The organism is Algibacter sp. L1A34 (assembly GCF_009796805.1).
GTDB lineage: Bacteria > Bacteroidota > Bacteroidia > Flavobacteriales > Flavobacteriaceae > Algibacter.
Map to the genome: position 1 here is coordinate 3,467,914 of NZ_CP047029.1, position 13,201 is coordinate 3,481,114.

General features: G+C 32.6%; 18 protein-coding genes. 4 read left to right on the forward strand and 14 right to left on the reverse strand.

What is annotated here, in order from left to right; genetic code table 11:
• Positions 1-183: 183 nt before the first annotated feature.
• The 4 genes from GQR97_RS14695 to GQR97_RS14710 all read right to left on the reverse strand — a co-directional run bounded on the left by GQR97_RS14695 (position 184) and on the right by GQR97_RS14710 (position 1,864).
• Positions 184-633, reverse strand: coding sequence for a ferritin-like domain-containing protein (locus GQR97_RS14695; protein WP_158849718.1), 450 nt, complete (start codon positions 631-633; stop codon positions 184-186).
• A 321-nt stretch (positions 634-954) separates the two neighbouring features.
• The gene (locus tag GQR97_RS14700; protein ID WP_158849720.1) at positions 955-1,161 is read right to left on the reverse strand and encodes a DUF6327 family protein; all 207 of its coding nucleotides are present in this window, start codon (positions 1,159-1,161) and stop codon (positions 955-957) included.
• Positions 1,161-1,508: a hypothetical protein gene (locus tag GQR97_RS14705; protein WP_158849722.1), complete on the reverse strand. Its 348-nt coding sequence runs from the start codon at positions 1,506-1,508 to the stop codon at positions 1,161-1,163. The genes GQR97_RS14700 and GQR97_RS14705 overlap by 1 nt, the downstream gene beginning before the upstream one ends.
• Before the next feature lie 26 nt (positions 1,509-1,534).
• Positions 1,535-1,864: a YtxH domain-containing protein gene (locus GQR97_RS14710; RefSeq protein ID WP_158849724.1), complete on the reverse strand. Its 330-nt coding sequence runs from the start codon at positions 1,862-1,864 to the stop codon at positions 1,535-1,537.
• Positions 1,865-2,065: 201 nt separating this feature from the next.
• Between GQR97_RS14710 and GQR97_RS14715 the strand changes: the two genes are divergently transcribed.
• The gene (locus tag GQR97_RS14715) at positions 2,066-3,421 is read left to right on the forward strand and encodes an NAD-dependent succinate-semialdehyde dehydrogenase (protein ID WP_199269860.1); all 1,356 of its coding nucleotides are present in this window, start codon (positions 2,066-2,068) and stop codon (positions 3,419-3,421) included.
• 156 nt (positions 3,422-3,577) lie between these two features.
• Here the strand turns inward: GQR97_RS14715 and GQR97_RS14720 are convergent, their stop codons facing one another.
• The 7 genes from GQR97_RS14720 to GQR97_RS14750 form a co-directional block, all read right to left on the reverse strand.
• Positions 3,578-4,972: an NAD-dependent succinate-semialdehyde dehydrogenase gene (locus GQR97_RS14720; protein WP_158849726.1), complete on the reverse strand. Its 1,395-nt coding sequence runs from the start codon at positions 4,970-4,972 to the stop codon at positions 3,578-3,580.
• A 48-nt stretch (positions 4,973-5,020) separates the two neighbouring features.
• Entirely contained in the window at positions 5,021-5,329 is a 309-nt protein-coding gene (locus tag GQR97_RS14725) for a hypothetical protein (RefSeq protein WP_158849728.1), read from the reverse strand.
• Positions 5,330-5,447: 118 nt separating this feature from the next.
• On the reverse strand, positions 5,448-5,747 hold the full coding sequence (hpf, locus tag GQR97_RS14730) for a ribosome hibernation-promoting factor, HPF/YfiA family (protein ID WP_158849730.1): 300 nt from the start codon (positions 5,745-5,747) through the stop codon (positions 5,448-5,450).
• Between the two features lie 51 nt (positions 5,748-5,798).
• The gene (locus GQR97_RS14735; RefSeq protein ID WP_042498672.1) at positions 5,799-6,440 is read right to left on the reverse strand and encodes an NADPH-dependent F420 reductase; all 642 of its coding nucleotides are present in this window, start codon (positions 6,438-6,440) and stop codon (positions 5,799-5,801) included.
• A 183-nt stretch (positions 6,441-6,623) separates the two neighbouring features.
• On the reverse strand, positions 6,624-7,634 hold the full coding sequence (locus GQR97_RS14740) for an AI-2E family transporter (RefSeq protein ID WP_158849732.1): 1,011 nt from the start codon (positions 7,632-7,634) through the stop codon (positions 6,624-6,626).
• Between the two features lie 107 nt (positions 7,635-7,741).
• Complete coding sequence (locus tag GQR97_RS14745) at positions 7,742-8,647, reverse strand: YihY/virulence factor BrkB family protein (protein WP_158849734.1); 906 nt, start codon at positions 8,645-8,647, stop codon at positions 7,742-7,744.
• Positions 8,648-8,784: 137 nt separating this feature from the next.
• Positions 8,785-9,414, reverse strand: a complete 630-nt coding sequence (locus tag GQR97_RS14750) for an SDR family oxidoreductase (protein ID WP_158849736.1) — start codon at positions 9,412-9,414, stop codon at positions 8,785-8,787.
• A 254-nt stretch (positions 9,415-9,668) separates the two neighbouring features.
• Here GQR97_RS14750 and GQR97_RS14755 point away from each other — a divergent pair, with 254 nt between their 5' ends.
• Positions 9,669-9,821: a hypothetical protein gene (locus GQR97_RS14755; protein ID WP_158849738.1), complete on the forward strand. Its 153-nt coding sequence runs from the start codon at positions 9,669-9,671 to the stop codon at positions 9,819-9,821.
• A 42-nt stretch (positions 9,822-9,863) separates the two neighbouring features.
• Here the strand turns inward: GQR97_RS14755 and GQR97_RS14760 are convergent, their stop codons facing one another.
• A complete protein-coding gene (locus GQR97_RS14760) occupies positions 9,864-10,583 on the reverse strand; it encodes a DUF3307 domain-containing protein (protein ID WP_158849740.1) in 720 nt (239 codons plus the stop codon).
• Positions 10,580-11,179 carry a SatD family protein gene (locus GQR97_RS14765; protein WP_158849742.1) on the reverse strand — a complete coding sequence of 200 codons (600 nt, stop codon included), beginning with the start codon at positions 11,177-11,179 and terminating at the stop codon, positions 10,580-10,582. The genes GQR97_RS14760 and GQR97_RS14765 overlap by 4 nt, the downstream gene beginning before the upstream one ends.
• A gap of 235 nt (positions 11,180-11,414) precedes the next feature.
• Here GQR97_RS14765 and mscL point away from each other — a divergent pair, with 235 nt between their 5' ends.
• Together mscL and GQR97_RS19700 are read left to right on the forward strand one after the other, a co-directional pair.
• The gene (gene mscL / locus GQR97_RS14770; protein ID WP_158849744.1) at positions 11,415-11,855 is read left to right on the forward strand and encodes a large conductance mechanosensitive channel protein MscL; all 441 of its coding nucleotides are present in this window, start codon (positions 11,415-11,417) and stop codon (positions 11,853-11,855) included.
• 4 nt (positions 11,856-11,859) lie between these two features.
• On the forward strand, positions 11,860-12,012 hold the full coding sequence (locus GQR97_RS19700) for a hypothetical protein (protein WP_199269861.1): 153 nt from the start codon (positions 11,860-11,862) through the stop codon (positions 12,010-12,012).
• A 2-nt stretch (positions 12,013-12,014) separates the two neighbouring features.
• On the opposite strand, the gene GQR97_RS14775 is transcribed toward GQR97_RS19700, so the two are convergent.
• Positions 12,015-13,091 carry a substrate-binding domain-containing protein gene (locus tag GQR97_RS14775; protein WP_158849746.1) on the reverse strand — a complete coding sequence of 359 codons (1,077 nt, stop codon included), beginning with the start codon at positions 13,089-13,091 and terminating at the stop codon, positions 12,015-12,017.
• Positions 13,092-13,201: the final 110 nt, after the last annotated feature.

The following is a 13,201-nucleotide window of genomic DNA, read 5'->3' on the forward strand; positions in this document are numbered from 1 at the left end:
AAGATGCCATTTAACTGGCGTGTAGATTGCCGTAATCGGTTCTATTGTTAATCCATTTGATGAATACTTGAAAAAACTTGGTATTCCTTATTATACTGTAGATTCTGCCCAAGAATAAATAGAGACTAACAAAAAAAGATGCTATATAGCATCTCTTTTTTTATTAGTAAACATAAGTTGATATTAACTTAGATCTTCTAAAAATTTTATAGTGTTTAAGTCAGATTTAATACTTTTCATCTGGTTGCTTAATAATGTTGCCGTACTTAATGGTAAGGCGGTGTCTTTTAGAGCATCTTCATATTCTGCCACGGCAGCTTTTTCTCCTCTAATAGATTCTTCTAGCATAGATTCGGCATCGTTTGCAGAAAACAAGGCTTTGGTGTCCATCCAGGCTCTGTGTACAGTTCCTGTAACGCTACCACCTTTTTCTGGCTCTTCACCAAATTTTAAAATTTCAGTTTTCAATTCGTGACCAAAATTGTAACGTTCTTTACTACGTTTTTTAAAGTATGGTTTTAATAAAGAGTGATCTGTATTTTCTGCTGCTTTTGCGTAGCCTTTTTCAGCATCGTATGTTTTTTCTAAAATTTCGTTTAGTTTATTTCCTACTGTTTCTGTGTAAGTACTCATAGTCTTTTTTTGTTTTTAATTAGTAGACTTTTCTTTAATGATACAGTCCATTTAATATCACATTCAAATTTACTATTATTGAAAGGTTAACCTTAACGGAAACCATTCAGTTATTAGCTCAAATGATAAACGTTTTAATTAGAGCGAATTAAAGTTGATATTTCTCTTGTTATTGAAATGAAGCTCGTGAAGTGTTTTGAAATTTAGGATAATAAATGAAGGCGAGCACCTTTCATATTAAAACAAAAAAATACAACTAAAACGTTTTAAGGTTCTAGTTGTATTAGTTTGTTTGTGTAAAAAAATCTTGGGAATATTTTACTATTTAATAATTTTGCGTAGAAGCATAAGTACGCCGTATTTTTTAATGCCTGTTAGGGCTGTGCTTATCCAGTTTGCTGGACTTAAGTCTTCTTTTAATTGATGTTTGGTCAATTTTAGTTCTTCTAAATGTATCTCGCGTTGAATACTCAATAGATGTAGTTCTGTATTAATTTCCTCTAAGGAATTATAATTTTTCTTTTTCATTAGTCAAAATAGTTTTCAGAGAGTTTTTTAATAACGCTATTTTCTATCTTTTTTCTCAGTAAATAAACAATACCAATTAAAAGGAAGAATACGCCAGCTATACATAAGTAACCTAAAGCGGCACTTTCAAAATACGTGCTTAAAGCGGCTGCACCTGCAACGGCTAAAAATATGAGACCCAGCGTACAAAGTATGCCGTAAATGGCTAACTTAATACCAGCAGTAGATAAAATGGCTAACTGCTGAAATACTTTTAATTCAAAGTAATTTTTAGAAGTCTGCACATACTCTTCTCCTGTTTTTACTGCCTTCGAGCTGGTCTCGTCTAATGCTTCAATTATTCCCATTTATGATTTCTTTTATATTGTTCTTATTATGATTTTTGAAGCTTTTTGTTTTTAGCTTTAAGATCTGCTAATTTAGTTTCTAACGTTGAAATTACGTCTTCTGCTTTATGACTTACATCCGATACAATGTTATCCAATTGTGTATCTAATGTTTCTCTTTTAGAGGCTACAGTAGAAGCTGCTTTATCTCTAATATCGAGTGTGGTTTCTGTAATACTCTCTTTAGCAGATTCTGCTTGTTCGGCAATTCTTTTTCTAGTTGCAGATCCTTTATCTGGTGCAAAAAGAATTCCTAATGCAGCACCTATTGCTGTTCCTGCTAATACTCCTAAAAATGTGTTTCCATTATTGTTCATGTTGTAAAATGTTTTAAATTAATATTACTTCTTGTTTCTGTTACAAAGATGCAATCTATTTACGGTTAGTATTGACGCAAACGCTTAAAATATTAACTTAGTCGGCATAGAAGGGTATGAGGCAATATGTAAATGGATTGTGTTATCTTTATTGATAATACGGGTATACCTTGTGGCAGTATATTTAAAAATGAAATAATTATGATAACAACTAATAATCCCTTTAATAATAAGGATATAGAGACTTATAAATTACATACTGAGTCTGAAGTACAGGAAATAATTAATAAAGGCTCGAATGCTTTTAAAAGTTGGAAGATGAAATCTATTGGTGATAGAACTGATATGCTTAATAAGGTATCTCAATTGCTACTAGAAAGAAAACAGGAATACGCAGAACTCATGACCAAAGAAATGGGTAAACCTATTTCACAGAGTATAGCCGAAATAGAAAAGTGTAGTGCAGTTTGCGACTTTTATGTAAAAAATGCGGCTTATTTTTTAGCCGATGAATTAATTAAAACCGATGCCAAAGAGAGTTTTATTAGTTATGATCCTTCTGGTACTATTTTAGCCATTATGCCATGGAACTATCCGTTTTGGCAAGTTATGCGCTTTGCTGCGCCAACACTTACTGCTGGTAATACAGCTATTTTAAAACATGCGTCTAACACCACAGGTTGTGCCTTGGCTATGCAGCAATTGTTTATAGATGCTGGATATCCAGAAGGTTGTTTTCAAACCGTATTAATAGGCCATGAGGATATTGAAACTATTATAGCTCACCAAAGTGTTACTGGTGTTACCCTTACCGGAAGTGAAAAAGCAGGACGTAGCATTGCAGCTTTAGCCGGAAAGCATTTAAAGAAATCGGTTATGGAATTGGGCGGAAATAACGCTTGTATTATTCTAGAAGATGCAAAATTAGAAAAGCATATCGATACTATAGTAATGGCAAGAATGCAAAACGCCGGACAAAGCTGTATTGCCGCTAAACGTTTTATTGTGGTCGATGCTATTTACGATGAATTTATAGAAGCCTTTAAAAAACGTGTTGCTGAAATTAAAAAAGGAGATCCTATGGAGGAAGATACCGAAATAGGCGTAATGGCTAGAAAGGATTTAGTTGAAGGTTTAGAGAAACAAGTTGAAGACTCTATTAAAAAAGGCGCTAAAGTAACTTACGGTTATAATAACGACGGTAATTATTTTGAGCCGACTATTTTAGAAGATGTAAAACCAGGTATGCCAGCATTCGATGAGGAGCTTTTTGGACCAGTAGCAGCTATTATTCGTGTAGCGGATAAGCAAGAAGCTATAGAGACTGCAACACATTCTAAATTTGGTTTAGGTACCATGATTTTTACAAAAGACCTAGAAGCGGCTAGAAAGCTTATTAGTGATATTCCTGATGGCGCATTTTTTATAAATGATATGGTAAAATCGGATCCTCAATTACCTTTTGGAGGTACAAAGGCTTCTGGTTATGGACGCGAATTGTCTCAGGAAGGTATATTAGAATTCGTAAATAAGAAAACGGTATATATCAAGAAATAAAATAAAATAGATTGCGTTAATATAAAAAGAGCCCTATAATTAGGGCTTTTTTTATGTTTAGCGCATAAAAAAACCTCATCTTGAAGTTAACTTCAAGATGAGGTTTTTGTTATTTAATTCTATTTAGTTTGAAAAAGTCTATTCAAACTAAGTTAATTATTTTTGTTGTGTAATGGCTTTTGCATTAGTAAACTCGCGTACACCAAAACCACCGTGTTCTCTTCCGTAACCCGAATCTTTTACGCCTCCAAAAGGCATATTAGGATACGCTAAGCCGTAAGAATTAATATGTATCATTCCTGTATCAAAATGATTCTTGGCTAATTCTAAAGCTTTCTCTTCGTTTTTACTGAAAATACCACCACCTAAACCAAACTTACTATCATTGGCAATGCGCATAGCATCTTCATTATCTTTTGCTTTTATTAAAGACGCTACAGGTCCAAAAAGCTCATCGCTATATGCAGGTTGCCCTGGTTTTACGTTATCTAAAACAGTAGAAGGGTAGAAGTAACCTTTTGTGTTCGGTATTTCGCCACCGCATAAAATTTTAGCACCGTTTTCAACACTTTTTGTTACTTTATTATGTAGTTCTTCTCTTAAATCTTTTCGAGCTATAGGGCCTAAATCGGTATCCGAATTTGTGGGATCACCAAGTTCCATACTCTCCATAAGGCTTACAAATTTTTCTTTAAAAGCATCGTAAGCACTATCAGCTACTATAAAACGTTTAGCGGCAACACAGGTTTGTCCGTTATTGTATATTCTAGCTTTGGCACAAACTTCTGCTGCTAAGTCGATATCAGCATCGTCTAAAACAACATAAGCATCGTTACTACCAAGTTCTAAAACGGTTTTCTTTAATACTTCGGCAGATTTTATAGCTACGTGTTTTCCGGCTCCAGAACTCCCTGTTAAGGTAACACCTCTAACGGCATCGTTGGCAATAATTTCATCCGATACATCGTGATTAATTACTAATACCTGAAACAAGTCTTTTGGAAGTCCTGCTTCTTCATATATTTTCTTCAGCATAATAGCCGATCCTGTTACGTTTTTGGCGTGTTTAAGTAAAACACCGTTTCCTGCCATTAAGTTGGCTATAGAATAACGAATAGGTTGATATAACGGGAAATTCCAGGGTTGAATACCATAAATCACACCTATTGGTGAATAATGTATAGTTCCTTTTCCACCATCATAAAGTGGTCTGTGTTCATCTTGTAAATGTTTTAAACCTTCTGTAGCGGTATAGTCGCAAATGCCAATACACAATTCTATTTCTTCATAACTCTGTGAAATTAGTTTACCCATTTCCTGAGTCATAAGTTTAGCGTAAGCATCCTTATTTTTCTCTAAAGTTTTACCAATAGATTTTATAATTTTTGCACGTTCATCTAAAGATGTTAATTTCCACTTCAAGAAGGCGTTATGTGCGTCTTTTACTTTGCTGGCAGCTTCTTTGCTGTCCATATATTTATATGTTGCTATCGTTTCTCCTGTTGCAGGATTAATAGTCTCAAAATTGGTTTTATCGTTTGTATTACTCATAATGTTTTCTTTCTTTTTCTAGTTTTTATTTATAAATTCAGGCGCGTTCTACTTCTGACTTCTACTTACATTGGCACGCTCTGGAGCTTCTAAATTCTCTTTGTCTTCACCGCCTTGTCCAAAGAGGGTGTTTTCTTCATCTGTAATAATTTGAGTGGTATTAATACCACTTTTACTTCTTCCTGGGATATCTAAATCTTTCCCTTGAAAATCTATCGATTCTTCGCGGTCTAGTAACAATCTATCATCTTCAGAGTCTGCTCTCAGGCCTTTTTTTCCTAGGGCGCTAATATCATCTTCTGTAATGTTAGAATTATAAGTTGAATCTGTATTATTTATGTTTTCTGAAGTTTTCATTGTATTATATTTTAAGGGTTAATGTTAAAATGGGATGGTTTTAAAAGAAATAGGCCTCAACATTCAAAAGTTTGTCAAGACCATTTCCAACCACCTATAGTTATCTTTAATTAAGCGTTTATCTAGCTCCCATTTTATCTTTTGTCTTGTTTAGCTGAATCTCTAAGTCTCGAAGAGTTTCAGCAATAGCGGCTTCAAATGTTTCTGCATTTGTGGATGCAAATACCCTTGGGCCAGGCAAACTTAAGCGTATGTCACAAATTTGTTCTTTATCATCCGTTCGGTTTTGTACTTTAAAAAATACATCTGCCCGATGGACAAAATTGAATTTTTTCTGTAAGCTTTCTAGTTTGTCTTTTGCGATGGCCTCTAAGCTACTGCTTGCAGACACATCGTGATATTGATATATAATTTGCATGTGTTTAGGTTTTAGTTAATTTCTTTTTAAATAAGTAAAGAAATTTTGGTGTTAAAATGATTTTTGAGAATGAATGGTATCTAAAAGTTCTGTTTTAGAAACCGACATACCGTAAATTTCTTGATCGGGATCCATAATTTTAGAATCACTTAAGTTTCCAACATAAACAGCATCGAAACCAATATCTTCTATAAGTTCTTTTACCACGTTTTTACTACTTTCGTCTTGCGCTGCAAAAGGGACAGATAGTTTGTCTTGCATTCTAAAAGCACGATTTTTTAAGTGATCGGCTTGTATGGTATTAAATGCTTTGGCTGTTTTTGCTGTACCAAATTTCATGGCTGTATATTCCGATGCATTATAATTAGCATCTCTTACATTTTGTGCCATATCGCCATCTCGAGATGGATACGGATTAGTAGCATCTAAAATGATGCTGTTTGCATATTCGCCTGCGTAATGTTCTGCGATTTCGTCAATGGCTTTAAACGGCATGGCTAATACATAAACATCAGCTTTAGCTTCAAAAGTTTCTGTTACAGTCAAAGCTTTAGCATTGGCTCCAGCTTCCTTAACAAGACTTCCTAATTCTTCTGGGTGTCTCGAGCTAAATAGCACGTTATGGCCTGCTTGTGCCCAATGTTTTCCTAAATTTCCTCCAATTTTTCCGCTTCCTATTATTCCTATTTTCATAATTGTATGTTTTTATATTCTGAATTGCTTCAGAAGGGTTCATTATTCTTACTACTTCAATATTACGACTCAATGACGGTGTGGGTTGACTTGTTCCCGTTCTTTTTTGATGCTATCCATTAAGAAGGATTAAATCGCTATAAATTGAATGGTATTTAACGTGTAAGCTGTTTCTATTACTATTTATTGGGTTTCTCCGTATTGCTTTTTGTAAATGCGAAGTACAATAAGGAATAAACTAACTAATAAAGGCCCGAAGATTAACCCGATAAAACCGAATAGTGGTACCCCAACCAAAACGCCCACTAAGGTTATTAAAGGGTGTACATCGTCGAGCCTTTTTAATATATATAGTCTAAACACATTATCGGTGGCCCCAATAGCTACAATACCGTAAATTAATATTCCCCAAGCTTGGAAATTATCACCGTTTGATAAGGCTAATAAAAACACGGGAATGGTACCCAATGCGCTACCTACAAACGGAATCATAGATCCAACGGTAACAATGGCTGCCCAGAAAAATGGATCGGAAATGCCGAATATTAAAAAGCCAATTAGGCTCACAATACCTTGACCAATGGCTACTAAAGGAATACCGAGTGCATTTGCTTTTACATTGGCGTTAGTTTCCTTGCCTATGGTTTTTAGGTTTTCATCTTTTATAGGTATATATTCATATAAAGATTCTTTTAATTTTTTTCTATTGGTTAACATAAAAAACAAAAGGAAGTACATTAAAGTTATGGATATTACCATATTAAATGTGCCACCTGCAAAATTTTGTAATTTATCTGATAACCAAGATGTAATGGCTCCAGTATCTATATCGGAAGCCGTGTTTATATTGAAATACGATTCTACTTTTTCTAATTGTCCTTTTCCGGCATTAATCACTTTCTGAGAGTTATCAACCGCATATTGAATTTTACTTCCCATCATAACTGCTAAACCAGCTACGGGAACCATAATACACAAAAAAGACATCATCATTAAAAAGAGGGCTGCCATATTAGGGTACCAACCTTTATCAGTTAATTTTTTCATTGGTTTTTTTAGAATAACATAAATAGTTATTGCCCCAAGAACACCACTTAAATAGGGTAGAGTTTCCTTGATTATGAGAGTACCCATTAGAATTATGAGTAGCAGAACGAAAATTTGTCTAATAATTTGTGGGCTGATATGTTTCATAAGTAATAGTGATTAATGGTTAGTTTTCCATTACATCAAAACTCAGGATTTAAGATGAAATCAATTAATGGTATCCATTAAAAAGTTAACTCGTATAGAACTGATAGTTATTCTTTTATAATACCGATAGTCTTCGGTTCAATGCCTTTACCATAACGTTTTGCATAGACATAGGTGAATTCGGCACCAAAGAACAGAATAAGGGATGAATAAGATACCCATAACAAAATTAGAACAATACTTCCGGTTGCGCCATAGGTAGAACCCGGATCGGCTTGACCGAAATAAATACCTAATAATAATTTACCAACTACAAAGAGTATGGCGGTAAGTATAGCACCAATCCATACAGTTCGCCATTTAATTTTAGCATCGGGTAAGTACTTAAACATTAAAGCAAAAAGCACAGAAATAATACCCACAGATAATACAAAATCTAATATGTAAGCGATGTATAATAGAACATCTGGTAAGGCATCGCGTATATAACTATTTAATGCGCTAATGGCTGCTGTAACTATAAAACTAACTAAAAGTAAAAAACCTATAACCAATATGAAGGCAAAGCTCAAGGCACGATCGGTAATAATTTTCCAGATTTTAGCATTAGGATTGGTTTTAATTTTCCAGATTTCGTTAAGCGATATTTTTAGCTGATAAAATACACCAGTTGCACCAAAAAGTAGCGTACCAATACCTATAACTGTAGACAGAAAATTACTTTCTGAATTTTGAGTTTCACTAATAATATTCTCTATGGCACTTGCGGCATCTTTACCTAATGCGGCCGAAATTTCATCGGTTAATTGTCCTTGTACAATCTCAACACCCCAAATAGCACCAATTACATTTATTATAATCACCAATAAAGCGGGTAGTGCCAATACGGTATAGTACGCCACAATAGCACTAAGCCTAAACGGATCGTCGGCCATCCAAGAGGTGTATGTTTCTTTTATTAAAGAAGGAAGTTCTTTAATGCTAAATTGATGTGTTGTTTGTAATTGCTCCATGGTACAGCGCAGTTTTAGTGGGATTTAAAAAGCGGATTGAATAAAAATGAATGCATGCTCTTTATTAAAAAAGGTGTGCCTTTTTTATTCTAAAAATAAAAAGACACACCTAATAGTCTTGAAGTATATATTTTTAATTAAGATAGCGTGTCTAAAGCTTCTCCGATAAGAGTATTACCTTCTATAATTTCAAAAGTTTGGTTAATAGCGGCGTCATCATGTAGTGATCTCACTAAAGTTTGAGCAACATCGGCTCTACTAATAGAACCACTTTTATTTAAACTTTTTTCTAATTCAATATGGTCTGTGGCGTTATTATCTGTTAAGCTTCCTGGTCTAACAATAGTATATGTTAATTCGCTTAATTTTAAATATTCATCAGCATTATGTTTAGCCATTAAGTAGCTTTTTAAGTCGCTTGCTTTTTCTGGGTTTTCTGCTCCCATAGAACTTAACATAACAAATTTCTTAACATTGGCTTTTTTTGAAGCATCTACTAATTTTTTTGCACCTTCTTGATCTACGTCAATAACGTTTTTTCCTCCAGAACCCGCTGCAAATATTACTTTATCTATACCTTTTACAGTATGAGAAATGTCTTTTTCTAAATCTCCTAAAACGGTTTCTATACCATCTTTTTTAAACTGTTCTTCTTGTTCGGCTTTACGAACCATAGCAACAGGTTTAAAATATTGAGATGCATTTAATAAGTTTACTATTTTTTTTCCGGTGGTACCGTTGGCACCAGCTACTAATATATTTTCCATAATTTGTTTTTTTCAAAGGTGATACTATTTCATGTTTATCTTTAATCCAAATGAATCTATTATTGACACTATTACTTTTTGAGAGTATAAACTTTGAGGAGATTGAATCTACTGTTTTATTGAGTTAAAAATTTATAGGATACCGTTAATCAGAGTTATATTTGATAATTAAATTTGACGGCATTATATAGATTAACAAACTTGGAATAATAAATCATCAAGGATGATTAAGTAAACACATAAAAAGAAAGATAATGAAACAAGGAAAAGAAAATTTTGAATTTGTAAAAGATAAGAATGATGAAAAAGGGAATTATATTTTTCAAAAAGATAAGCTGACGAAATATGGATTCTATTTTGTGGCAGCTATATTAATTATTTTGGTAACTTTTTTGATCTCTTTATAGGATTAAAGACGAAATTATTCAACTCTATAATTATTTATAATTTTATCCAAGTAAGCCTAATAGGTACTCATAACTTATTCCGAAAATAACAGCTAAACCATAGCTTAATAAAGTTCCTATAAGAATGTATTCTGTAAGTTTTCTATCTTTTGCTTTAGACAAATCACTAAAACGAAGCACTGACTTTGCGGCAATCAAAAAGCCAATACCTGTCCAGTGTTGAGAAATTATTAAAACAAACACAAAAAGACGTTCAAGGATACCAATAAAAGCACCAGCGTTTTCTAAAGATAAATTACTGTTATTTTCTTTAAAATACCATTTTGATATTACGGTTTTCATAATAATTGAAGAAACCACTGTTACGCCTAATATAGCCGTAATTAGTAATAAGAATTTAGGGTTGTATAATGAGTTAATGTTTAAGGCGTAAGGCTTATAAACACTAACAACAATGGCGATTACTATTAAATGTGCTAGTTGGTCTAAACCAAATAATAATCTAGCATTAGATTTTGTTTTTAGTTTAAGTTTGATGAGGTCTATAATGTAATGAGATAAGATGATAATTAGAAAACCGAGCCAATATTCGAAATTGAATTGCAAAACGACAAGTAAAGCTGCAAAATGCACTAAAATATGATAATATAAGTATTTAGATTTGTGCTTGCGAGATTCTTTATGTTCTACCCATTTTTGTGGTTGAAGCAGGAAATCGCCTATAAAATGAGCAAGTATGAGTTTAATAAAGAGTATAATCATAATGTTTTTACTTGTGCGTTGTAGTAGTTTAATAGTTTGGAAATTTCATCGAAACCACCACGTTTCAGTCCTTTGCTAATATTACTTTGCGTAGTGTTAAAGTGTGCTGCAAGTTCCACTTGTGTAAGTTCGGGATTTTCTAAAGCCATTTTAATGAGTTTAGCTGAGGTTGTTGTCCAATTATTTATGGTAAGCAAAGCCAATTCAAACATAATATTGGTTTGTAGATCAAAATGCTCAAAAGGAGATTTTATAGCAAGTGTTGTTTTTTTTAAGTCGTCAAAACATTCACCAGAATTAATATAAGCCGTGCCGTTAGACTCGGTTATTTTATCGGAGGAATATGTTTTTTCTCCAAGACCTATCGCAATTCTAACATCAATTTTTTTGAATTGTTTTATACTCGATTTTATTAAAATAGCCGCTTTTAATGCTTGTTCCGGCTTGGTTTCTAATTGGAAACTATCACCTCTAAAAACGTCCCACTGCGTAGGCTGTTTACCATATTGGTTCAAAACTTCTTTAAGCGTATTTAGCCATTTTTTGGGCTCGCTAGATTTTGAATTTATAATATCTCCCGTTATTATGCTAATCATTGTAATTTAGGCTTCTTTATCAAATGTATTACTTTTCTGTTTCATTACAAAATATATTCCTTTAAAATAGAATATTTTATTTTATTCCTTTATATGGTAATATTTGTAAATATTACCTTTTAAGGTTTTAATTTTAAATATATTGTAATTAGCTACTATTTATATGCTTTAATTTTAAAAGTGAGGAAAATTAAAACTTCAAACTAATATATTTGCAGTATAATTTATCAAAAATATGACATTATTTAAAGAGTTTAAAGAATTTGCTGTAAAAGGCAATATGATGGATATGGCAGTCGGTATTATTATTGGTGCTGCATTTAACAAAGTAATCGATGTTCTGGCGAAAAAAGTAATTTTACCACCATTGACTTTATTAACCAGCGGCGTTAATTTTAAAGATCAACGGCTAATTCTTAAAGATGCGGTTTTAGATGCAACAGGGAAAATATTAACCGATGAGGTTGCTATTGGTTATGGCGCATTAGGTGAAGCTTTAATCGATTTTTTAATTATAGGTTTTACTATTTTTATTGTAGTAAAATTTATGAATAAATTACGAAATAAAGCACAAGATTCTGAAGATAAAACAGTGGCAACACCAAAGGATATTGAGTTGTTAGGGCGTCTTACTGATTTAATGGAAGAGCAGAATAAGTTATTAAAATCGAAGTAGAATTATGGGAAAGACAGGACGAGATAAAAACACAAAGAATAAAGCTAAACACTCTAGGTTAATGGACCAAAAGAAGAATAAGAAAAAAGCTGAAGTTGCGTTGAGAAAAGAACGATTAAAGGAAATTATTAAACGTTCTAAAGAGGAAAAGAGTTAGTTTTAATCTTCCTTATTTTCAAATGCAGACTCATTACGCTCATTATATTTTACATTTTCTTTTATAAGAATATCGATGGGTAAATATGTCTTAGAATTTGGTGCTTTATTTTGAACCAAATAATCAGTTAATATACGCACGGCTTCATAACCCTGATCGAATGGTTTTTGAGATATTAAAAAAGAAACCGAATCGTTTAATAAACATTCAATGTTTTGAGGTGTGTTATCAAAACCAATCAATTTAATATTTTCTAAGGTTTTATTTTCTATACAATCAACAATAATGTAAATTCTACTCGAAGGAACAAAAATGCCTTTAATTTCAGGGTTTTCAATTAAATAGCTGTTTATTTTTTCTTTAGTTTCTGCCGTATTATCTAAGCTATCTAATTTTAGTGTTTGGCTTTTAGAGCTAACATTGTTTTTTAGAAAATAATCATTGAATCCTTTTATTCGGTTCGATACGGCATTGTTTTTTAATATATTATGTCGTGCCTGAAGAATTAAAAAAGTTTCAGCATTTGGACTGCTAAAATGCATTAACTTTCCAGCAATATATCCAGCTTTGTAAGAGTCTTGCCCAACAAAAGCCATGTTTTTAAACCCATCAATATCAATGTTTAAAAATAAGTAAGGAATATTTTTATCTTCTAAAAGTGCTACTATTTTTTTTGTTTCTTTCGAAAAATTAGGTACCATTATTACAGCCGTAGGTTCCGATGTTAATAAGGTTTTAAAAGTATCGAAATAGGAGAGTGCATCGTATTGATTAAAAGAAAAATTGTTAACCTGAATACCAAAAGTTTTTAAATCATCGGCCGCTTTTAAAATGCCTATATGTGGTGATTTCCAAAATAAATCGTCTGCATTATGTTTAGGCATTAGCGTTGCAATTATGTGCTTGTTTTTCATGGCAAGAGCACTAGCAATAGGGTTTACACTAAAGTTATGACGATTAAGAATTTCTCTAATTTTCGCTTCTGTTTTTTTAGATACGCCACCACGGTTATGAATAACACGATCTACTGTACCTTCGGAAACTTGGGCTTCTTTTGCAATATCTTTTATAGTAATCATCTTAAATAGGTCAAGTTTAAGTTTATAAGAAACAATTAAAAATTGAAATTATAGAACTTTAATTTTAAGCAATTTAGTTAAAAATAATTAGTTTTAGTGTGCGCACACTA

Coding starts and splice junctions, on each gene's coding strand:
- GQR97_RS14720 (WP_158849726.1), bottom strand. CDS start 4,972: ATGAGTAATACAAACGATAAAACCAATTTTGAGACTATTAATCCTGCA.
- hpf (WP_158849730.1), bottom strand. CDS start 5,747: ATGCAAATTATATATCAATATCACGATGTGTCTGCAAGCAGTAGCTTA.
- GQR97_RS14745 (WP_158849734.1), bottom strand. CDS start 8,647: ATGGAGCAATTACAAACAACACATCAATTTAGCATTAAAGAACTTCCT.
- GQR97_RS14715 (WP_199269860.1), top strand. CDS start 2,066: ATGATAACAACTAATAATCCCTTTAATAATAAGGATATAGAGACTTAT.
- GQR97_RS14765 (WP_158849742.1), bottom strand. CDS start 11,179: ATGATTAGCATAATAACGGGAGATATTATAAATTCAAAATCTAGCGAG.
- GQR97_RS14725 (WP_158849728.1), bottom strand. CDS start 5,329: ATGAAAACTTCAGAAAACATAAATAATACAGATTCAACTTATAATTCT.
- GQR97_RS14740 (WP_158849732.1), bottom strand. CDS start 7,634: ATGAAACATATCAGCCCACAAATTATTAGACAAATTTTCGTTCTGCTA.
- GQR97_RS14775 (WP_158849746.1), bottom strand. CDS start 13,091: ATGATTACTATAAAAGATATTGCAAAAGAAGCCCAAGTTTCCGAAGGT.
- GQR97_RS14710 (WP_158849724.1), bottom strand. CDS start 1,864: ATGAACAATAATGGAAACACATTTTTAGGAGTATTAGCAGGAACAGCA.
- mscL (WP_158849744.1), top strand. CDS start 11,415: ATGACATTATTTAAAGAGTTTAAAGAATTTGCTGTAAAAGGCAATATG.
- GQR97_RS14750 (WP_158849736.1), bottom strand. CDS start 9,414: ATGGAAAATATATTAGTAGCTGGTGCCAACGGTACCACCGGAAAAAAA.
- GQR97_RS14760 (WP_158849740.1), bottom strand. CDS start 10,583: ATGATTATACTCTTTATTAAACTCATACTTGCTCATTTTATAGGCGAT.
- GQR97_RS14700 (WP_158849720.1), bottom strand. CDS start 1,161: ATGAAAAAGAAAAATTATAATTCCTTAGAGGAAATTAATACAGAACTA.
- GQR97_RS14755 (WP_158849738.1), top strand. CDS start 9,669: ATGAAACAAGGAAAAGAAAATTTTGAATTTGTAAAAGATAAGAATGAT.
- GQR97_RS14695 (WP_158849718.1), bottom strand. CDS start 633: ATGAGTACTTACACAGAAACAGTAGGAAATAAACTAAACGAAATTTTA.
- GQR97_RS19700 (WP_199269861.1), top strand. CDS start 11,860: ATGGGAAAGACAGGACGAGATAAAAACACAAAGAATAAAGCTAAACAC.
- GQR97_RS14705 (WP_158849722.1), bottom strand. CDS start 1,508: ATGGGAATAATTGAAGCATTAGACGAGACCAGCTCGAAGGCAGTAAAA.
- GQR97_RS14735 (WP_042498672.1), bottom strand. CDS start 6,440: ATGAAAATAGGAATAATAGGAAGCGGAAAAATTGGAGGAAATTTAGGA.